Raw genomic sequence first — 19,064 nt, 5'->3', positions numbered from 1 at the left:
TTCGCAAAACCCCTATCTGCGCGAGCAGGTAGGGGTTTTGTCTTTCCGGGTCTGATAACCGCGCCCGGGGTCTACGGCCGCTGCGCGCCCGATTCGCGGCACAAGGCCGCTCCTACAAAGGGCGTATGCCTGTTCCCTACGTGATATCGTTCCCCCTCAGCCATCAGCGCCTGCCAGAGACCTCCCGATGCTCAACACCGCCCATCTTCACCCCGGCTTCATGGTCGTTCATGGCAACCGCCTGGACGACCTGCGCAGCCTGGTAGTGAGCTGGATGCGTCGCTACCCCTTGGCGCCGCTGGAAAACGAGATCGCCCTGGTACAGAGCAACGGCATCGCCCAATGGCTCAAGCTGGCTCTGGCCGAAGACCCGCAGGATGACGACCAAGGTGGCTGCGGCATCGCCGCCGCGATCGACGTGCAACTGCCGGGCAGCTTCATGTGGCAGCTCTACCGCCGGGTGTTGGGTCGCGACGAAATCCCCGAGGTCTCGCTGCTGGACAAAGCGCCGCTGACCTGGCGCCTGATGCGCCTGCTGCCTGCGTTGATCGAACGGGAGCACTTCGAGCCTCTGCGCCGCTTTCTGACCGATGACAGCGACTTGCGCAAGCGTTACCAACTGGCCGAGCGCCTGGCCGATCTGTTCGACCAATACCAGGTCTACCGCGCCGACTGGCTCAAGGACTGGGCTGCGGGTGGCCATGTACTCAACAGCGCGCGGGGCGAGCGCAAGCCCCTGGCAGCAGGCAACCGTTGGCAGGCCGAATTGTGGCGAGCATTGCTCGAGGACGTAGGCGAGCAGGGCATGGCCCAGAGCCGCGCCGGTGTCCACCAGCGCTTCATCGAACGTATCAATCGACTCGAACACGCCCCCGCGGGCTTGCCGAAGCGGGTGATCGTCTTCGGTATTTCGTCTCTCCCGGCCCAGGCGCTGGAGGCCTTGGCCGGCCTGGCGCGCTTCAGCCAGGTGTTGCTGTGCGTGCACAACCCCTGCCGCCATCACTGGGCCGATATCGTTGCCGACAAGGACCTGCTACGGCACCAATACAAGCGCCAGCAGCGCAAGCAAGGCATGCCCCTGGACCTGGACGACGAGTCCCTGCACCAGCACGCCCACCCACTGCTGGCCGCCTGGGGCAAGCAAGGCCGTGACTACATCAATCTGCTCGACAGCTACGACGACCCTGGCAGCTACCGCGGTGTGTTCAGCGATGGCCGCATCGACCTATTCCAAGAGGCGACGCCCGACAACCTGCTGCGCCAGTTGCAAGACGACATCCTCGAACTGCGCCCCTTGGCCGAAACCCGCGAGCTGTGGCCTGCAGTGGACCCCGCCAAGGATCGCTCCGTGCGTTTCCATGTGGCCCACAGCCCGCAGCGCGAAGTGGAGATCCTCCACGACCAACTGCTCGCCCGCTTCAGTGCCGACCCCACGCTGCGCCCACGGGATATCATCGTCATGCTCCCGGCGATCGACGATTACGCACCGCATATCCGTGCCGTCTTCGGCCAGCTCGAGCGCAGCGACCCGCGCTACATTCCGTTCACCCTCACCGATCAAGGCCAGCGTGGCCGCGAGCCGTTGCTGATTGCCCTGGAACACCTGCTCAAGCTGCCCGAAAGCCGCTTCGCCGTGAGTGAAGTGCTCGACCTACTGGACGTGCCCGCCGTACGCGCCCGCTTCGCCATCCAGGAAAGCGACCTGCCAACCCTGCACCGCTGGATCGAGGGCGCCGGCATCCGTTGGGGCCTGAGTGCCGAGCAGCGCGCCACCCTAGGCCTGCCCACGGGGCTCGAGCAAAACAGCTGGCGGTTTGGCCTGCGGCGTATGCTGCTCGGTTACGCCGTAGGTGTCGGTGAAGGGTGCGATGGCATCGAGCCCTATGACGAGATCGGCGGCCTCGACGCCGCGCTGATCGGCCCGCTGGTGGCCCTGCTCGATGCTCTCGACGTGGCTTGCCAGGCGCTTTCGCAGCCTGCCAGCGCAACCGAGTGGGGCGAGCGGCTGCAAGCGTTGCTGCGGGTATTCTTCCTGGCCGAGGACGAGCACGACGAGTTCTTGCTGATGCAACTGCAGGACCTGCGTGACACCTGGCTCGCCACGTGCGAAACCGTCGGGCTGCAAGACCCGTTGCCGCTCACCGTGGTCCGCGAGGCATGGCTCTCGGGCCTGGACCAAGGCAAGTTGTCCCAGCGCTTCCTGGCCGGCTCGGTGAACTTCTGCACCCTCATGCCCATGCGCGCCATCCCGTTCCGGGTGGTATGCCTGCTGGGCATGAACGACGGCGACTACCCCCGCGCGCAACCGCCGCTGGACTTCGACCTGATGGCCAGCGACTACCGCCCAGGCGACCGCTCTCGCCGCGAAGATGACCGCTACCTGTTGCTCGAAGCCCTGCTCTCGGCGCGTGACCAGCTCTACATCAGTTGGGTTGGCCGTAGCATCCGCGACAACAGCGAGCGCCCTGCGTCGGTACTGATCGGCCAATTGCGCGACCACCTCGCTGCCGGCTGGACCCTGGCCGGCGCCAAACCCGGGGCCCATGGAAACCCCGGCGAGCAATTGCTGCACGCCCTGACCCAGGACCACCCGCTGCAGCCTTTCAGCCCACGTTACTTCCAGAAAGGCAGCGCACTGTTCAGCTATGCCCACGAATGGCAGGTCGTGCACCAGGCAACGGATCCGGCCCCGGCCAGCGACGAACCCCTGCCGCCCTACAAAGATGAAGAGGCGCTGAACCTCACCCAACTGCAGGACTTCCTTCGCCACCCCGTCCGGCATTTCTTCAGCCAGCGTCTGAAGGTGTTCTTCGAGGCCCTGGAAACACCGACGCCGGACGAAGAGCCCTTCGTCCTCGATGCCCTACAACGCTACAGCCTCAGTGAAACCCTGCTGGGCGCTGCACTGGCCGACCCGGATAATGCCGAACAGGCGCTGCAAGGCCAGGCGCGCCGCCTGCAAGCCTGCGGCCTGCTGCCCCTGGCCGGTTTTGGTGAACTGCTCCAGGCCGAGCTGATCCAGCCTCTGCCTGACTTGCTGCAACGCCACCGGTATTTGCTCCAGCGCTGGCCCACCGTGGTCGAGGGCGCCCTGCCGATCCACTTCGAAAGGGGCGAGCAGCGTCTGGAAGGCTGGTTGGGGCGGGTCTACCAGGCCCAGGACCAGAGCCTGCTGAGCATCGCCACCGTGCCCAACACCCTGGGCGCAGGGCGCAACAGCGTCAAATGGCACCGCCTGGTGCCCAGCTGGGTCATGCACCTGGCCGCCTGCGCTGCCGGCTACCCCTTGCACAGCGCCATGGTCGCCAGCGACCGGACCCTGCTGCTCGACCCTCTGCCCCAGGCCCAGGCCTCGGAGCTGCTGGCCGATCTGCTGATCGCCCGCCAGGCTGGGATGAACGCACCCTTGCCCGTGGCCGCCAAGACTGCCTTCGCCTGGCTGGAGCAAAGCGACCCGGACAAGGCCCTGGCTGCCGCTGCCCGTGCCTATGAAGGCGACGGCCAGAACACCTTCGGCGAGCGCAGCGAAAGCCTGGCCCTGGCCCGCCAGTTCCGTGATTTCGCCGCGCTCTGCGCCGACGAGACCTTCGAGGGCTGGTGCGAAGCCCTGTACCGCCCCCTGTTCGCCGCGCCCTGGCAAACCCTGGGCGCCCCGGAGAATGCCGCATGACCCAGGCCCGCCCCTTGGCCCTGAGCTTTCCGCTGCACGGCAGCCAGTTGATCGAAGCCAGCGCCGGCACCGGCAAGACGTTCACCATTTCGGCGCTGTACCTACGCCTGATCCTCGGCCATGGCGGCGAACAAGGCTTTGGGCGCGAGCTGCTGCCGCCGCAGATCCTCGTGGTGACCTTCACCGACGCGGCTACCAAAGAACTGCGCGAGCGTATCCGCGCACGTCTGGCCGAGGCCGCACGTTTCTTCCGCGGTGAACTGACCGAGGCCGACCCACTGCTGCACCTGCTGCGCGACGACTACCCCGTCGAACACTGGCCGCGTTGCGCCAGCCGCCTGGAGGTCGCGGTGCAGTGGATGGACGAGGCCGCTGTGTCGACCATCCACGGTTGGTGCCAGCGCATGCTGCGCGAGCACGCCTTCGACAGCGGCAGCCTGTTCACCCAGAGCCTGGAGACCGACCACAGCGACCTGCTGGGCCAGGTCATGCGCGACTATTGGCGGCGCTTCTGCTACGGCATGCAAGGCGAGGCCCTGGCCTGGGTGCGCAGCCAATGGGCCAGCCCGGACGCCTTGCTGCCACGCATCCGCCCGCTGTTCGGTCGGGTGCGCGGTGTGCAGGACGATGAGCAGCCCCAGGCGCTGATCGAGGCCACCCTGCGCGAACGCGCCGCGCAGCTCTGCCAGCTCAAGGCGCCCTGGGGGCAATGGGCCGACGAGCTGCAGCAGATCTGCCGCGATGCCGTGGCCGGCAAGCTGGCCGATGGTCGCAAGCTGCAAGCGCGGTTCTTCGAGCCCTGGTTCGACAAGCTGCGGGCCTGGGCCGGCGACGACCAGGTACTGGAACTGGACCTGGGCACCGGCTTCACCCGCCTGACCCCCGCCGGCATGGCCGAGGCCTGGAAGTCCGGCACGCCGCCGGACCACCCTGCGCTGCTGGCCATGGAGAACCTGCGCGAACAACTGCAGGCACTGCCCAGCCCCGATGCACGCCTGCTCGAGCATGCCGCTGCCTGGGTGTCGGCGCGTTTCGAAGTGGAAAAGCGCCGACGCGCCGAGATGGGGTTCGACGACATGCTACTGCGCCTGGAACATGCCCTGGCCAGTGAGTCCGGCGAGCGCCTGGCCGGTCTCATCCGTGACCAGTTCCCGGTGGCCCTGATCGATGAGTTCCAAGACACCGACCCGGTTCAGTACGGCATCTTCGAACGCATCTACCGGATCAGTGAGAACCGCCGGGAAACCGGCCTGTTCATGATCGGCGACCCCAAGCAGGCGATCTACGCCTTCCGCGGCGCTGACATCTTCACCTACCTGGCTGCCCGACGCGCCACCCTGGGCCGGCTGCACAGCCTGGACACCAACTACCGCTCCAGCCAGGCCATGGTGGCGGCGGTCAACCGGGTGTTCCTCCAGGCAGAAGCTCGCCCACAAGGGCGCGGTGCGTTCCTGTTCCGCGAGGCAGGTGACAACCCGCTGCCCTTCGTCGAGGTCCGTGCCAAGGGGCGCGGCGAGCAGTTGCTGGTCGACGGCCAGCCCTGCGCCGCGTTGCAATGCTGGCAGTTGCAGAGTGAAGAACCGGTCTCCAACACGCTCTACCGCCAGCAGCTCGCCGCTAGCTGTGCCAGCCACATCGTCGGCTTGCTCAATGGCGGCCAGCACGGCGTGACTGGTTTTCGTGACGCCCAAGGTATGCTGCGACCGTGCCAGCCATCGGACATCGCCATTCTCGTGCGCGATGGCCGCGAAGCCCAGCTGGTTCGTGCCGAGCTGGCCGCCCGCGAGGTGCGCAGCGTATACCTCTCGGACAAGGACTCGGTGTTTGCCGCCCAGGAGGCCCATGACCTGTTGGTCTGGCTCAAGGCCTGTGCCGAACCCGACTCCGAGCGTCTGCTCAAAGGCGCCCTGGCCAGCCTCACCCTCGAGCTGCCCCTGGCCGAGCTGGAGCGCCTGAACCAGGACGAGCGGGTCTGGGAAGGCTGGGTCATGCGTTTTCGCCTGTACCGCGACACCTGGCAGCGCCAGGGTGTACTGCCCATGCTGCGCCGCCTGCTGCACGACTTCCAGCTGCCGCGCACGCTCATGGGCCGTAGCGACGGCGAGCGGGTGCTCACCAACCTGTTGCACCTGGCCGAGCTGTTGCAACAGGCCGCTAGCGAACTCGACGGCGAACAGGCGCTGATCCGCCACTTGGCCGAACACCTGGCCAACGCCGGCCAGGCAGGCGAGGAGCAGATTCTGCGCCTGGAAAGCGACGAGCAACTGGTCAAGGTGGTGACCATCCACAAGTCCAAGGGCTTGGAATATCCCCTGGTCTATCTGCCTTTCATCTGCACCAGCAAACCGGTGGACGGCCAGCGCCTGCCGCTGACCTGGCATGACAGTCAAGGCCAGGCCCACCTGACGCTGACGCCGAACGAAGCGCAAATCGCCCATGCCGACGACGAACGCCTGGCCGAAGACCTGCGCTTGCTCTACGTCGCCCTGACCCGTGCCCAGTACGCCTGCTGGCTGGGCATCGCCGACCTCAAGCGCGGCAGCCAGAAGACCTCCCAGTTGCATCGCTCGGCCCTGGGCTACCTGCTGGGTGGCGGCTTGCCGCTGCCAGCGTCGAGCCAGTTGGCCGACTGGCTGCAGGCTTTGCAGGCAGGTAGCGGCGACATCGCCTGCCCTGGCCTGCCCGAGGCCAACGAGCACACCTACCATGCCCCGCGGGATACGCGCGAACTGCTGCCCGCGCGCAAGCCGCGTCGGGCTGCCGCCGAACACTGGTGGATCGCCTCCTACAGCGCCTTGCGCGTGGGCGACCAGACCCTCGGGGCCGACAGTTCCCAAGCCCAGCAACTGCTGGACGATGAACAGGCCGATACCCAGCTGCTGCGCGAAGTCCCGGCCGAAGGGGGTGACATCCACCGCTTCCCGCGCGGCCCGAACCCGGGCACCTTCCTCCATGGGCTGCTCGAATGGGCCGGGCGCGAAGGCTTCGCCGACGTCAGTGCCCAGCCCGAGCTGATCAGGCGTACCGTCGGCGAGCGCTGCAACCGCCGCGATTGGACCGGCTGGATCCCGACCTTGGAGCAATGGCTCGGCCAGTTGCTCACCGAGCCGCTGCCCTTGCAGCCCGAGGGCCCGACCCTGACCCTCGCGCACCTGCATCAGTACCAGATCGAGATGGAGTTCTGGTTCGCCAGCCATCAGGTGGATGCCGTGCGCCTGGATCAGCTGGTGGCGCGTCATACCCACGGCAATGCCGCACGCCCGGCAGCCCTGCCGACCCTGCTCAACGGCATGTTCAAAGGCTTCATCGACCTGGCGTTCGAGCTGGACGGGCGTTACTACGTGGCCGACTACAAGTCCAACTGGCTGGGCCCCGACGCCCAGGCCTACAACGCCCTGGCCATGGAACAGGCGATACTCGAGCACCGCTACGACCTGCAATACGTGCTCTACCTGCTGGCCTTGCACCGCCAGCTGCGCGCGCGCCTGCCTGACTACGACTATGACCGGCATGTCGGCGGCGCGGTGTTCATCTTTCTGCGTGGCGTCGGCAGCGCCGGTCATGGTTTGTATTTCGCCAAGCCGCCGCGCGGCCTTATCGAACAACTCGATGCGCTGTTCCGTGGCGCCCACGAACCTGAACAACAAGACCTGTTTGCCGGAGCCGCGCCATGAGCCGACGCCTCGATGACCTGTTGCCCACGCCGCTGCACGCCGAACAGTTGGTGGCCCTGGCGCCCCTGCACGAAAGCCGCGACCTGCTGGTGCTGCTCGACCGCTGGGTCGAGCGTGACTGGCTGAGGGCGCTGGACCGCGCGTTCGTCAATTTCCTCGAGGAGCGGGCCCCGGGCAGCGACCCCTTGCTGCTGCTGGCGGCGGCCCTGGCCAGCCACCAGCTTGGCCACGGCCACGTCTGCCTCGACCTGGAGCAAACCCTGGCCGAGCCGGATTTCGCCCTGTCGTTGCCCCCCGAGGGTGACGCCCTGACCGGGCCTTTGCTGCTGCCCTCGCAACTGCTCGCCAGCCTGGGCCTGGACACCTGGTTGCAGCGCATCGCCGCCAGCCCCCTGGTGGCGGCTGGGGATACCCCGGGGCAGGGCTCGCGGCCCTTGGTGCTCAGTGGCCGGCGGCTATACCTGCGCCGTTATTGGAGCTACGAGCGGCGCATCGACCAGGCCTTGCGCCAGCGCTTGACCCAGGACGAACGCATCCCGGCCGACCTCCCCGCGCGTCTCGAGCAATTGTTTTCAGACGGCGCCCCGGCCGGCCAGGTCGATTGGCAAAAGCTCGCCTGCGCCCTGGCCACCCGCGCAGCCTTCAGCATCATCACCGGCGGCCCCGGTACCGGCAAGACCACCACGGTGGTGCGCCTACTGGCCTTGCTCCAGGCCCCCGCGGTGGAGCAGGGCCGCCCGCTGCGCATTCGCCTGGCGGCCCCGACCGGCAAGGCTGCAGCGCGCCTGACAGAGTCCATCGGCCAGCAGGTCGAGCGCCTGCAGGTCGGCAGCGAGGTGCGTGGGCATATTCCTACCGAGGTCAGCACCGTCCACCGCCTGCTAGGCAGCCGCCCCGGTTCGCGGCACTTTCGCCACCATGCCGGCAACCCGTTACCGCTGGACGTATTGGTGGTCGATGAAGCCTCGATGATCGACCTGGAGATGATGGCCAACCTGCTCGATGCCTTGCCACCTCGGGCCCGCCTGGTATTGCTGGGCGACAAGGATCAGCTGGCCTCGGTGGAGGCCGGTGCGGTGCTCGGTGACCTGTGCCGCGATGCCGAAGAAGGCTGTTACTCCCCGGCGACCCGGGCCTGGCTGGAACAGGTGGGCGGCCAATCGCTCGAAGGCTGTGGGCTCACGCCGGGCGATGCGCAACGCAATCCCTTGGCACAACAGGTGGTGATGCTGCGGTTTTCCCGCCGCTTCGGCGAAGGCAGCGGCATCGGGCAACTGGCGCGCCTGGTCAATCGCCAACAGGCCCAGCAGGCACGCGATCTGCTGACCCTGCCTCCGGCCGATGTGTTCGGCCTGGCCCTACGCGGCGAACACGACCGCGCCTTCGACCGCCTGTTGCTCGACGGCTTGGGCCGCGGCGACGACGGCCCCCAGGGGTACCGTAGCTATCTGCGCACCATCGGCCGCCACCGTCCGGCGCCCGGCACGCCGGCCGACGATCCGCGCTGGGAACAATGGGCCAGTAAAGTGCTGCACAGCTTCGAAGACTTCCAGTTGCTTTGCGCCGTGCGCAAGGGCCCCTGGGGTGTCCAGGGCCTGAACGAACGTGTGGCACGGGTGCTGGGCAACGCCGGGCTGATCGACAACCAGCAACCCTGGTACGAAGGTCGCCCGGTACTGGTGACCCGCAACGACTACGGCCTGGGCCTGATGAACGGCGACATCGGCATCGCCCTGCGCCTGCCTGACGATCTCGGCGAGCCTATGCTGCGCGTGGCCTTCCCGCGCAACGACGGTAGCGGCGGCGTGCGCTTTGTCCTGCCGAGCCGGCTCAATGAGGTGGAAACGGTATTCGCCATGACTGTGCACAAGTCCCAAGGCTCGGAGTTCAGCCATACGGCGCTGGTGCTGCCCGATGCGCTCAACCCGGTATTGACCAAGGAGTTGGTCTATACCGGTATCACCCGGGCCAAGCATTGCTTCAGCTTGATCGAGCCGCGCGCTGGCGTGTTCGAAGAGGCGGTCGGGCGCAAGGTGCGCAGGATTTCCGGGTTGATGCTGGAAAAAGTGTGAGGTAGCGCACATTCCTGAGGCCAAAGGCATTGTGCTATCGTTGCGCTAATTTCTTAAGGGATTTTGAGAGATTTCCTACATGGTGGCTGCCTCATCTTGGGGGCGCGTGTTGGGCCATGCGCTGTCGCTGGCATTAGCCGCCCTGTTGTTGTTCGCTGGCCCTGTCCAGGCAGAAACCTCGGCCAGCGCTGCCCAGGCCCAGCAACGGGCCAAGGCCGTGACCCAGGTCGTGCTGGGAATCCTCAGCTATGCCCGCTGGCCGGCCAACCCCGTGCCGCTGCGCCTGTGCCTGGTAGGCCCCACCGAATACGCCGATGACCTGATCAAGGGCAATGTGCAGAATTCCGGCCAACCGCTGCAGGTGCGCCGCCTATTGGCCGACGACGCGCGCATCGCCCGTGCGTGCGATGCCGTGTACATCGGCAAGCTGGACGCCAGAGAGCGCGAGCGGCTGTTCCAGGTTATCAGCGGCCACCCGGTCCTGAGCATCAGCGAGGCCGATGACCCCTGCAGGGTCGGCAGTCTGTTCTGCCTGCGGGTCAGCGACGACCAGGTGGCCTTCGACGTGAACCTCGACTCGGTGACGCGTAGCGGCGTGCGTATCCACCCCAGCGTGCTGCAGCTGTCGCGGCGCCGGGCGGCGCAGCCATGACGCTTCGTATCAAGCGCGGTGCCCGCCCGACCTTGCGCTCGGTGCTGGGGCGTGGGCACCTGAGCGTGGCCCTGCTGGCGGTGGGCCTGGCAGGTATTTCCCTGACCCTGCTCGGTGTGCTCGCCCTGCGCGTGTATGCCAACCACAACCTGCACCTGATCGCCCGCTCGATCAACTACACCGTCGAAGCCGCCGTGGTATTCAACGACGGCCCGGCCGCCAGGGAGGCCCTGGCGCTGATCGCGGCCACCGAAGAAGTGGCCGATGCCAAGGTGTTCAACCGCGACGGTGAGCAACTGGCCCATTGGCACCGCGACGACGATGGCATGTTCGCCCAGCTGGAGGCCGAGGTGGCCCGTACGCTGCTGGACGAGCCAATCAACCTGCCGGTGATGCACCAGCAGCGCCAGGTGGGCCATATCGAACTGGTGGGGCAGGGCGGCAACCTGCTGCGCTTCCTGCTCAGTGGCCTGGCCGGGATCCTGTTCTGTACCTTGCTCAGCGCGGTGCTGGCCATCTACCTGTCGCGCCGGCTGTTCGGCGATATCGTCGGCCCGCTGCGCAGCCTGGCCAGCGTGGCCCATGCCGCCCGTCGTGAGCGTAGCTTCGACCGCCGCGTGCCTGAAGCGCAGATTGCCGAACTCAATGAGCTGGGCAACGACTTCAACGCCTTGCTCGACGAATTGGAGGCCTGGCACAGCCACCTGCAGAGCGAGAACGAGAACCTCGCCCACCAGGCCAGCCACGACAGCCTCACCGGCCTGCCCAACCGTGCTTTCTTCGAAGGGCGCCTGAGCCGTACCTTGCGCAACGCCGCGCGGCAACACGAGCATCTGGCGCTGCTGTTTCTCGACAGCGATCACTTCAAGCAGATCAACGACAGCCTCGGCCATGCCGTGGGCGACGAAGTGCTGGTGAGCGTGGCCAAGCGCATCCGCGCCCAACTGCGCGAACAGGACCTGGTGGCGCGCCTGGGCGGCGACGAATTCGCCGTGCTGCTGACCCCGCTGCACGGGCGGGACGATGCCCAGCGCATCGCCGAAAAAATCGTAGACAGCATGAAACTGCCGATCCAACTGGATGACGGCAAGCAGATCACCACCTCGATGAGTGTTGGCATCGCCTACTACCCGGACGATGGCAGCGACCCGGCCGGGTTGCTCAACGCCGCCGACGTGGCGATGTACCAGGCCAAGCGCGTGCGCCGTGGCCATTGGCAAGTCGCGCAGACGGACCGCTGCGCCACTGACGTTGATAACAGGAGCTGAACCGTGATCCACCTGCTTCGCGCGTTGCGTTTTCCTTTGTTGGCCCTCTTGCTGGCTCTGGGCGGTTGCCAGAGTGTTCCCCAGGGCCTTAGCCCCGAGCAGATCGCCGCGCTCAAGCGTGAGGGCTTCGCCCCGACCGATGAAGGTTGGGCCTATGACCTGTCCGGCAAGGTACTGTTCGGCAGCGACCTGGACAGCCTGAACAGCCAGAGCCGGGCGATCGTCGAGCGCATCGGCAAGGCCTTGCTGGCGGTGGACATCCAGCGGGTGCGTGTCGATGGTCATGCCGATGCCTCAGGCAAGGAGGCTTACAACCAGCAATTGTCCGAGCGCCGTGCGCAGAGCGTGGCAAGGGCGCTGATCGGCATCGGCATGCAGCTGCAGAACATCCGCACCGTCGGCCTGGGCAGCAGCCAGCCGGTGGCCGATAACCGTACCCGCGCAGGCCGTACCGAAAACCGCCGGGTGTCGATCGTGGTGGCGTCCTACTGAAAGGGCAGTGCCCGCATGGCAAGGGCAGCGCCCTTGATCGCGGGACAAGGCCGCTCCCACAGGGACGGCGGTGTTCCTGAAAGCAGCGCAGGGCAGCCCCGCTCGATGTCAGGCGAAGCGCATGTCCCGCGTCTGGCCCATCAGCAATGGCGCATTGGCCTCGGTCACGTCCCGGATGTAATCCCACAACAATGTGATGCGCTTCAATTTGCGCAAATCCTCCCGGCAATACATCCAGAATTGCCGGGTAATCTCCACCTCCTGCGGCAGCAGGTTGACCAACCGCGCATCCTGCGCCGCCAGGAAGCAGGGCAGGATCGCCAGCCCGCGCCCCTGCAATGCTGCCGTGTACTGGGCGATCACGCTGGTGCTGCGCAGGTGCGCATTGGCGTTGGGGATCAGGTTGGCCAGGTACAGCAGCTCCGAGCTGAAGGCCAGGTCGTCGACATAACTGATGAACCGATGGTTCACCAGGTCGGCGGCCTGGCGGATCGGCTCGTGGTTGTCCAGGTAGTCCTGGGTCGCATATAGCCGCAGGCGGTAGTCGCATAGCTTGCAGCACACATAGGGCCCGTGCTCGGGTCGCTCCAGGGCGATGACGATGTCGGCCTCGCGCTTGGACAGGCTGATGAAGTGCGGCAGCGGCAGGATGTCCACCGAGATCGCCGGGTAGGCGTCGACGAAATGGCTCAGTTGCGGCGTGACGAAGAAGCTGCCGAACCCCTCCGTGCACCCCATGCGCACATGCCCCGATAACGCCACGCCCGAGCCGGACACCTGCTCGCAGGCCATGTGCAGCGTGCTTTCGATCGACTCGGCATAGCCCAGCAGGCGCTGGCCTTCGGCGGTCAGGACAAAGCCGTTGGTCCGTGATTTCTCGAACAGCAATGTGCCCAGCGCGCCTTCCAGCGAGCTGATGCGCCTCGACACCGTGGTGTAGTCCACCGCCAGGCGCTTGGCCGCGCTGCTGGCCTTGCGGGTGCGCGCCACTTCAAGAAAGAACTTCAAGTCGTCCCAGTTCAGCGAACTCAGGGAGGTGAGGTCTTTTTGCATGATGATCCGGTTTTTTTGTGCGTTCTTGTTGGATGTTTGCACATCTATACTCGAAAAAAGCCCCACGGCGCCACCCGCTGGCGATCTCGTTCCGACAATAATTCCAAGGAGAGCGCAGATGAACGCACCCCATACCCCAGACCAGGCCAAGGTCGAGCAGGTCAAGCTGCTGATCGACGGCCAGTGGGTCGAGTCCAAGACCACCGAGTGGCGCGACATCGTCAACCCGGCCACCCAGCAGGTGCTGGCGCGGGTTCCGTTCGCCACCGTCGAGGAAGTCGATGCCGCCGTGGCCGCCGCCCAGCGTGCCTTCGCCAGCTGGCGCGACACCCCGATCGGCGCGCGTATGCGCATCATGCTCAAACTGCAGGCGCTGATCCGCGAACACACCAAGCGTATTGCCCAGACCCTCAGCGCCGAGCAGGGCAAGACCCTGGCCGACGCCGAAGGCGATATCTTCCGTGGCCTGGAAGTGGTCGAGCACGCCGCCTCTATCGGTACCCTGCAGATGGGCGAGTTCGCCGAGAACGTCGCTGGCGGCGTGGACACCTACACCCTGCGCCAGCCTATCGGCGTATGCGCCGGCATCACGCCGTTCAACTTCCCGGCGATGATCCCGCTGTGGATGTTCCCAATGGCCATCGTCTGCGGCAATACCTTCGTGCTCAAGCCGTCCGAGCAGGACCCGCTGTCGACCATGATGCTGGTGGAGCTGGCGCTGGAAGCCGGCATCCCGGCCGGTGTGCTCAACGTGGTACATGGTGGCAAGCAGGTGGTGGACGCCATCTGTACCCACAAGGACATCAAGGCGATTTCCTTCGTCGGCTCCACCGAAGTCGGTACCCACGTCTACAACCTGGGCAGCCAGCACGGCAAGCGCGTGCAGTCGATGATGGGCGCCAAGAACCACGCCGTGGTGCTGCCTGATGCCAACCGTACCCAGACCATCAATGCCCTGGTCGGTGCCGCATTCGGCGCGGCGGGCCAGCGCTGCATGGCCACCTCGGTGGCGGTGCTGGTGGGCAAGGCACGCGAGTGGCTGCCAGACATCAAGGCTGCGGCTAGCAAGCTCAAGGTCAACGCCGGTTGCGAGCCAGGCACCGATGTCGGCCCGGTGGTATCCAAGCGTGCTAAGGAGCGCGTGCTGGGCCTGATCGAAAGTGGCATCCGGGAAGGCGCCACGCTCGAACTCGATGGCCGCGACGTCAAGGTGCCGGGCTACGAGCAGGGCAACTTCGTCGGCCCGACCCTGTTCTCAGGCGTACGCACCGACATGCAGATCTATACCCAGGAAATCTTCGGCCCGGTGCTAGTGACCCTGGAAGTCGACACCCTCGACGAGGCCATCGCCCTGGTCAACGCCAACCCGTTCGGCAACGGCACCGGCCTGTTCACCCAGAGCGGCGCGGCGGCGCGCAAGTTCCAGAGCGAAATCGACATCGGCCAGGTCGGCATCAACATTCCGATTCCGGTACCGGTGCCGTTCTTCAGCTTCACCGGCTCGCGCGGCTCCAAACTCGGCGACCTGGGCCCGTACGGTAAGCAGGTGGTGCAGTTCTACACTCAGACCAAGACCGTCACCGCCCGCTGGTTCGACGACGACAGCGTCAACGACGGTGTGAACACCACCATCAGCCTGCGCTAAGGAGAAAGCCATGCGTATCGCATTCATCGGCCTCGGCAACATGGGCGCGCCCATGGCCCGCAATCTGATCAAGGCCGGGCACCAGCTGAACCTGTTCGACCTGAACAAGGCCGTGCTGGCCGAGCTCGCCGAACTGGGCGGGCAGGTCAGCGCCTCGCCCAAGGACGCTGCGGCCGCGAGCGACCTGGTGATCACCATGTTGCCGGCGGCGGCCCATGTGCGCAGCGTTTACCTGAACGACGACGGCGTGTTGGCCGGTATTCGCCCTGGCACGCCGACCGTCGACTGCAGCACCATCGACCCGCAGACCGCCCGCGATGTGTCCAAGGCCGCAGCGGCCAAGGGCGTCGACATGGGCGACGCGCCGGTGTCCGGCGGTACTGGCGGCGCGGCGGCCGGCACCCTGACCTTCATGGTCGGTGCAAGCGGCGAACTGTTCGCCACCTTGAAGCCTGTACTCGAGCAGATGGGCCGCAACATCGTGCATTGCGGTGAAGTCGGCACGGGGCAGATCGCCAAGATCTGCAACAACCTGCTGCTGGGCATTTCCATGATCGGCGTGTCCGAGGCCATGGCCCTGGGCAATGCGCTGGGCATCGACACCAAGGTGCTGGCCGGCATCATCAACAGCTCCACTGGGCGTTGCTGGAGCTCTGATACCTACAACCCCTGGCCGGGCATCATCGAGACCGCCCCGGCGTCGCGCGGCTACACCGGTGGCTTTGGCGCCGAGTTGATGCTCAAGGACCTGGGCCTGGCCACCGAAGCTGCGCGGCTCGCGCACCAGCCGGTGATCTTGGGCGCCGTCGCCCAACAGCTGTACCAGGCCATGAGCCTGCGCGGCGAAGGCGGCAAGGACTTCTCGGCGATCGTCGAGAGCTATCGCAAGAAGGATTGACGAGCGAGGTGAGTTTTATCGCGGGCCAGGTGGCTTTCCCCATGTAACTGCGCACCTTGGGGAAGGGCATCTGCCCCGCGATGTTTTTTGCCTGAAATAACGCATTCCCGTGTGTGGGCTTGTCCTGCGCTGCTTTCAGAGACACCGCCGTACCTGTAGGAGCTGGCTTGCCAGCGATAGGGCCAGGGCAAGCAACGCCAGACAGTTGCTCCCACAGGGTTGGGGATGTCGACCTTGGATCAGGCGAAGACGAAGTACTTGCGCACGGTCTCGACCACTTCCCAGGTGCCCTTCAGGCCTGGTTCGATGATGAACACATCACCGGCTTTCAGGTGCTTGGGCTCTTCGCCTTCCGGGGTGATGATCACGTAGCCTTCCAGGAAGTGGCAGAACTCCCACTTCTCGTAGTTGATCTCGAACTTGCCCGGGGTGCAGATCCAGGTGCCCATGATCTTGCTGCCGTCGGCAGACAGGTAGGCGTTCAGGTTGACCGTCTGCGGGTCGCCGCCGATGCGCTTCCATGGGGTGGCGTTCAGGGCCGGGATCGGGCAGGTTTCACGCAGGACGGTGATGAAATCGGACATGGCAGGCTCCAGGTAAGTGGCTGAATGACACGCCACCATAGGGCCTGCGCCCGCAGCGCAGTTGCCTGGGCTCGACGCCCAGGTGCCTGGTTGCGCTATCGGTGGCTCGCCAATGCGTTCACTTCGACGGTAACGTGGGCCAGCTCCTCGTGAATGGCCAGGGCCTGGCGCACATGGTCCGCTTCAAGTTGTGCGGTGCTCGCCAGGCTCAGAATGCAGGCGTACTGGTCCTTGCCCACGCGCCATACATGCAGGTCGGTGATCATGGCAGGCACTGGCAACTGGGCCACCACTTCGCGGATTTCCTCGACCACCGGTGCGTCCATCTCGGCGTCGAGCAGCACGCGCCCGGTATCGCGCAGCAGGCCCTTGGCCCATAGCGCCACCAGCACGGCACCCACCAGGCCCATCACCGGGTCCAGCCAGGCGGCGCCCCAGAACTTGCCTGCCAGCAGCGCGACGATGGCCAGCACCGAGGTGGCGGCGTCAGCGATTACGTGCAGGTAGGCCGAGCGCAGGTTCAGGTCCTGGTGGTGGTGATGGCCGTGAGGGTGGTGGTCGTGATCATGATGATGGTGGTCATCGCGCAGCAGCCAGGCGCAGATGAGGTTCACGGCCAGCCCCACGCTGCCGATGGCGATGGCCTGGTCATAATGGACCGGCCCCGGTGCCAATAGCCGCTCCATCGACTGGAACGCCATCAGGCCAGCCACGCCCAGCAGGAGCAGGGCGCTGGAATAGCCGCCGAGGATCTCGATCTTCCAGGTGCCGAAGGCGAAGCGTCGGTCGCCGGCATAGCGCCGGGCGGCGGCATAGGCCAGCAGCGACAGGCCCAAGGCCAGGGCATGGGAGCTCATGTGCCAGCCGTCGGCCAGCAGCGCCATGGAATTGAAATACCAGCCACCGGCGATCTCGGCCACCATCATCAGGGCCGTCAGCCAAACGGCCAGCCGCGTCTTGCGCTCGGCGCCCAGGTCGCTGGTATGGAACTGATGGCTGTGCAGCCACTTGTCAGAGGTTTGCGCCACCATGGTTTATCATGCTCCAGAATGTAGGCGGCATATACTATACCCCAGTATACCTATTAAGGTGCGAGGCTGAATGGCACATACCATCAAGAGCAAGAAGCAGTTGCTGACCCGTGTGCGCAAGATCAAGGGTCAGGCGGCGGCATTGGAGGCTGCGCTGGAGCAGGACAAGGATTGCCTGGGTATCCTGCAGCAGATCGCGGCGGTGCGAGGTGCAGTGAACGGGCTGATGGCCGAGGTGATGGAGGGGCATATCCGCGAGCACTTGGTGGCCGATGGGTTGAGTGCCCAAGAGCGGCAGGAAGAGGCCGACAAAGTGGCGGCGTTGTTGCGGTCTTACCTCAAGTGAGGTGTACCCCTGAGCGGGCTTGCCCCGCGATCAAGGGCGAAGCCCTTGCCAGGCCGGTGATATCGAGCCGTGCCTAATCGCGGGACAAGCCCGCTCCCACAGGGAGCCTCTGGTTCATGCCCACCAATAGCGCACGAAGTGGAAGAACACCGGCGCCGCGAAGCACACCGAGTCCATACGATCGAGCATGCCGCCATGCCCTTCGATCATGTGCCCCCAGTCCTTCACCCCGCGGTCGCGCTTGATCGCCGACATCACCAGCCCGCCAAAGAACCCCATGGCGTTCACCGTCAGCGCCATCAGGCCTGCCTGCCAGAAGCTGAACGGGGTGATCCAGCACAATAGCGCGCCCACCAATGTGGCCAGGGCCACGCCGCCGACCAGCCCTTCCAGGGTCTTGGACGGCGACAGGTTGGGCGCCACCTTGCGCTTGCCGAACAGCTTGCCGCATACGTACTGCAGCACATCGCTGATCTGCACCACCAGGATCAGCCAGGCGATCAGCAGCAGGTTGCGCCCCTCGTAGCCCGGGATGTCCAACGTCATCAGGGCAGGCACCGACGACAGGCAGTACACCGCGATCATCAAGCCCCACTGCACCTTGGAGGCGCGTTCGAGAAAGCGCGTGGTATCGCCGCCGAAGCTCGCCAGTATCGGCAGGAACAGGAACAGGTACACCGGGATGAAAATGCTGAACAGCCCGTACCAGTCCATGGCGATCAGCAGGTATTGCAATGGCAGCGCCACGTAGAACGCCGCCACCAGTGCCGGGTAGTCGCTGCGCCGGGTAGGCGTGAGGGTCATGAACTCGCGCAAGGCGTAGAACGACACGAAGTAGAACAGCAGGATGACGCCGTACTTGCCGAACACGAAAGCGATGCCGATCACCAGCACCATTGCCCACCAGGCATTGATGCGAGCGTTGAGGTTGTCGATCACCGCGTGCGGCTCGGGGCCGGCGCGCCATTTGAGCAGGCGGCCGATCACGCTGGCGAGCAGCAGCAGGGCGCCGATGCCGGCGAACAGCGAAAGGGTGTTGTCGTCCATCTCAGGCATCCTTGGGGGCCAGGTTCAGCAGGGCCTGGCGGGCCCGCTCGAGGAAGGCCTGCTTGCCTTCGTCGGCCAGCAGGTGCAGGGGTTCGCCAAAGCTCAGGGTACACAGCAGTGGCAGCGGCAAGGCGCGGCCCTTGGGCATCACGCGGTTGAGGTTGGCGATCCACACTGGCACCAGTTCGATGTCCGGGTGCGCCGAAGCCAGGTGGAACAGCCCGCTCTTGAACGGTAGCAGCGGCTCGTCGCTGAGGTTGCGCGTGCCTTCGGGGAAAAAAATCAGCGAGTCGCCCTGGCCCAGGGCGTCGAGCACCGGTTGCAATGGGTTTTCGTGGGCGTCGGTGCGCTGGCGGTCGATGAGCACGGCATCGAACACCTTGCGGATCAGGAAGTCGCGGATGCCAGGTTTGGCCCAGTAGTCGGCGCCTGCCACCGGTCGGGTGCGGCGACGCAAGGGTTCGGGCAGCGAGGCCCAGAGCAGCACGAAGTCACCATGGCTGCTGTGGTTGGCGAAATACAACCGTTGCCTTGGGTGCGGCGTGCAGCCGAGCCAGAGCGCGCGGGCGCCGGTGATCAGGCGCGCGACGGAGGTGATGGCGAAGGCGGTCAGGGCGGTGAGCATGGCGCGG

14 protein-coding genes are annotated in these 19,064 nt (G+C 65.8%); 9 read left to right on the top strand and 5 right to left on the bottom strand.

Annotated elements, in window-relative coordinates; genetic code table 11:
• The first annotated feature begins 187 nt into the window (after nucleotides 1–187).
• The 6 genes from recC to IRZ56_RS04465 all read left to right on the top strand — a co-directional run bounded on the left by recC (nucleotide 188) and on the right by IRZ56_RS04465 (nucleotide 11,828).
• The gene (gene recC, locus IRZ56_RS04490) at nucleotides 188–3,670 is read left to right on the top strand and encodes an exodeoxyribonuclease V subunit gamma (protein WP_196143814.1); all 3,483 of its coding nucleotides are present in this window, start codon (nucleotides 188–190) and stop codon (nucleotides 3,668–3,670) included.
• Nucleotides 3,667–7,344 carry an exodeoxyribonuclease V subunit beta gene (gene recB, locus IRZ56_RS04485; RefSeq protein ID WP_196143813.1) on the top strand — a complete coding sequence of 1,226 codons (3,678 nt, stop codon included), beginning with the start codon at nucleotides 3,667–3,669 and terminating at the stop codon, nucleotides 7,342–7,344. Before recC ends, recB begins: the two co-directional genes overlap by 4 nt.
• Nucleotides 7,341–9,416 carry an exodeoxyribonuclease V subunit alpha gene (gene recD / locus IRZ56_RS04480; RefSeq protein ID WP_196143812.1) on the top strand — a complete coding sequence of 692 codons (2,076 nt, stop codon included), beginning with the start codon at nucleotides 7,341–7,343 and terminating at the stop codon, nucleotides 9,414–9,416. The genes recB and recD overlap by 4 nt, the downstream gene beginning before the upstream one ends.
• A 79-nt stretch (nucleotides 9,417–9,495) precedes the next feature.
• Nucleotides 9,496–10,068: a YfiR family protein gene (locus IRZ56_RS04475; protein ID WP_196143811.1), complete on the top strand. Its 573-nt coding sequence runs from the start codon at nucleotides 9,496–9,498 to the stop codon at nucleotides 10,066–10,068.
• Nucleotides 10,065–11,336: a diguanylate cyclase domain-containing protein gene (locus tag IRZ56_RS04470; RefSeq protein WP_196143810.1), complete on the top strand. Its 1,272-nt coding sequence runs from the start codon at nucleotides 10,065–10,067 to the stop codon at nucleotides 11,334–11,336. Before IRZ56_RS04475 ends, IRZ56_RS04470 begins: the two co-directional genes overlap by 4 nt.
• Nucleotides 11,337–11,348: 12 nt before the next feature.
• Nucleotides 11,349–11,828: an OmpA family protein gene (locus tag IRZ56_RS04465; RefSeq protein ID WP_196143823.1), complete on the top strand. Its 480-nt coding sequence runs from the start codon at nucleotides 11,349–11,351 to the stop codon at nucleotides 11,826–11,828.
• 108 nt (nucleotides 11,829–11,936) lie between these two features.
• Here IRZ56_RS04465 and IRZ56_RS04460 read toward each other — a convergent pair whose 3' ends face one another.
• Nucleotides 11,937–12,881 (bottom strand): LysR family transcriptional regulator, encoded by a 945-nt coding sequence (locus tag IRZ56_RS04460; RefSeq protein WP_196143809.1) that lies wholly within the window; start codon nucleotides 12,879–12,881, stop codon nucleotides 11,937–11,939.
• Between the two features lie 118 nt (nucleotides 12,882–12,999).
• Here IRZ56_RS04460 and IRZ56_RS04455 point away from each other — a divergent pair, with 118 nt between their 5' ends.
• Both IRZ56_RS04455 and mmsB read left to right on the top strand, forming a co-directional pair.
• Complete coding sequence (locus IRZ56_RS04455; protein WP_196143808.1) at nucleotides 13,000–14,526, top strand: CoA-acylating methylmalonate-semialdehyde dehydrogenase; 1,527 nt, start codon at nucleotides 13,000–13,002, stop codon at nucleotides 14,524–14,526.
• Nucleotides 14,527–14,536: 10 nt separating this feature from the next.
• On the top strand, nucleotides 14,537–15,424 hold the full coding sequence (gene mmsB, locus IRZ56_RS04450) for a 3-hydroxyisobutyrate dehydrogenase (RefSeq protein ID WP_196143807.1): 888 nt from the start codon (nucleotides 14,537–14,539) through the stop codon (nucleotides 15,422–15,424).
• A gap of 239 nt (nucleotides 15,425–15,663) precedes the next feature.
• Here mmsB and IRZ56_RS04445 read toward each other — a convergent pair whose 3' ends face one another.
• Complete coding sequence (locus IRZ56_RS04445) at nucleotides 15,664–16,008, bottom strand: cupin domain-containing protein (RefSeq protein WP_084858471.1); 345 nt, start codon at nucleotides 16,006–16,008, stop codon at nucleotides 15,664–15,666.
• A 95-nt stretch (nucleotides 16,009–16,103) separates the two neighbouring features.
• Complete coding sequence (gene dmeF / locus IRZ56_RS04440) at nucleotides 16,104–17,039, bottom strand: CDF family Co(II)/Ni(II) efflux transporter DmeF (RefSeq protein ID WP_196143806.1); 936 nt, start codon at nucleotides 17,037–17,039, stop codon at nucleotides 16,104–16,106.
• 70 nt (nucleotides 17,040–17,109) lie between these two features.
• Between dmeF and IRZ56_RS04435 the strand changes: the two genes are divergently transcribed.
• Entirely contained in the window at nucleotides 17,110–17,385 is a 276-nt protein-coding gene (locus IRZ56_RS04435; protein ID WP_196143805.1) for a metal/formaldehyde-sensitive transcriptional repressor, read from the top strand.
• Between the two features lie 114 nt (nucleotides 17,386–17,499).
• Here IRZ56_RS04435 and IRZ56_RS04430 read toward each other — a convergent pair whose 3' ends face one another.
• A complete protein-coding gene (locus IRZ56_RS04430; RefSeq protein WP_196143804.1) occupies nucleotides 17,500–18,432 on the bottom strand; it encodes a phosphatidate cytidylyltransferase in 933 nt (310 codons plus the stop codon).
• A gap of 1 nt (nucleotide 18,433) precedes the next feature.
• On the bottom strand, nucleotides 18,434–19,057 hold the full coding sequence (locus IRZ56_RS04425) for a lysophospholipid acyltransferase family protein (protein WP_196143803.1): 624 nt from the start codon (nucleotides 19,055–19,057) through the stop codon (nucleotides 18,434–18,436).
• Nucleotides 19,058–19,064 lie beyond the last annotated feature (7 nt).

It is taken from the genome of Pseudomonas guariconensis (assembly GCF_015680235.1).
Taxonomy (GTDB): Bacteria; Pseudomonadota; Gammaproteobacteria; order Pseudomonadales; family Pseudomonadaceae; genus Aquipseudomonas; species Aquipseudomonas guariconensis_A.
This window is presented reverse-complemented; position numbering and strand designations above follow the sequence as displayed.

Excerpts from the sequence above, each read along its gene's own strand:
- IRZ56_RS04445 (WP_084858471.1), bottom strand. The coding sequence starts at position 16,008 with ATGTCCGATTTCATCACCGTCCTGCGTGAAACCTGCCCGATCCCGGCC.
- IRZ56_RS04470 (WP_196143810.1), top strand. The coding sequence starts at position 10,065 with ATGACGCTTCGTATCAAGCGCGGTGCCCGCCCGACCTTGCGCTCGGTG.
- recC (WP_196143814.1), top strand. The coding sequence starts at position 188 with ATGCTCAACACCGCCCATCTTCACCCCGGCTTCATGGTCGTTCATGGC.
- recD (WP_196143812.1), top strand. The coding sequence starts at position 7,341 with ATGAGCCGACGCCTCGATGACCTGTTGCCCACGCCGCTGCACGCCGAA.
- IRZ56_RS04435 (WP_196143805.1), top strand. The coding sequence starts at position 17,110 with ATGGCACATACCATCAAGAGCAAGAAGCAGTTGCTGACCCGTGTGCGC.
- dmeF (WP_196143806.1), bottom strand. The coding sequence starts at position 17,039 with ATGGTGGCGCAAACCTCTGACAAGTGGCTGCACAGCCATCAGTTCCAT.
- IRZ56_RS04475 (WP_196143811.1), top strand. The coding sequence starts at position 9,496 with ATGGTGGCTGCCTCATCTTGGGGGCGCGTGTTGGGCCATGCGCTGTCG.
- recB (WP_196143813.1), top strand. The coding sequence starts at position 3,667 with ATGACCCAGGCCCGCCCCTTGGCCCTGAGCTTTCCGCTGCACGGCAGC.
- IRZ56_RS04430 (WP_196143804.1), bottom strand. The coding sequence starts at position 18,432 with ATGGACGACAACACCCTTTCGCTGTTCGCCGGCATCGGCGCCCTGCTG.
- IRZ56_RS04460 (WP_196143809.1), bottom strand. The coding sequence starts at position 12,881 with ATGCAAAAAGACCTCACCTCCCTGAGTTCGCTGAACTGGGACGACTTG.
- mmsB (WP_196143807.1), top strand. The coding sequence starts at position 14,537 with ATGCGTATCGCATTCATCGGCCTCGGCAACATGGGCGCGCCCATGGCC.
- IRZ56_RS04425 (WP_196143803.1), bottom strand. The coding sequence starts at position 19,057 with ATGCTCACCGCCCTGACCGCCTTCGCCATCACCTCCGTCGCGCGCCTG.
- IRZ56_RS04455 (WP_196143808.1), top strand. The coding sequence starts at position 13,000 with ATGAACGCACCCCATACCCCAGACCAGGCCAAGGTCGAGCAGGTCAAG.